Source organism: Mesorhizobium sp. M6A.T.Ce.TU.002.03.1.1, from assembly GCF_003997275.1.
Lineage (GTDB): Bacteria > Pseudomonadota > Alphaproteobacteria > Rhizobiales > Rhizobiaceae > Mesorhizobium > Mesorhizobium mediterraneum.
Genome location: NZ_RZTI01000325.1, coordinates 1 through 436 on the forward strand (window position 1 = coordinate 1; position 436 = coordinate 436).

1 protein-coding gene is annotated in these 436 nt (G+C 57.3%); it reads right to left on the bottom strand.

The genetic code is table 11. From position 1 onward, the window contains the following. Window positions 1-371, bottom strand: a 371-nt coding sequence (locus EOC93_RS33775; protein ID WP_164759408.1) for an N-acetylmuramoyl-L-alanine amidase, incomplete at its 3' end; no start/stop codon positions are given. Window positions 372-436 lie beyond the last annotated feature (65 nt).

The window sequence follows — 436 nt, forward strand, 5'->3', positions numbered from 1 at the left end:
GTTTTGGGCGTGACTTTGATGCGATAGTATTTGCAAAGCGCGGCGACGACAACGATCAGCGCATCCCACTGCGTCCTCGTCATCGGGTATTGGCCGGCATTGAATGGTCTTTCCTCCGCCCCGGCCATGCAGCAGAGAGAAACCCCGATCGAGCCGCTGTTGCAGTTGAGGGTGTGAGCTGCGTATCCCGATTTCACCCTGCCGGAATTGAGCGTGATGGAAGGCCGGCCCCTGACGAGGCCGCCATTCCCCTCGACCAGGATATGATAGGCGTCCTTGTCGGTCTCGCCTGCCGAATGCGAACCTGCCGTCCAATGGCAAATGACCCGCTTCATCGGAACGTTGGGCATCCAGACCGGCGGCAATGCCACAGAAAATCCCCGCAACAAATCTGGCAAACGCGATCACTATAGTTGCTTTGACAGAGAATGCGAAA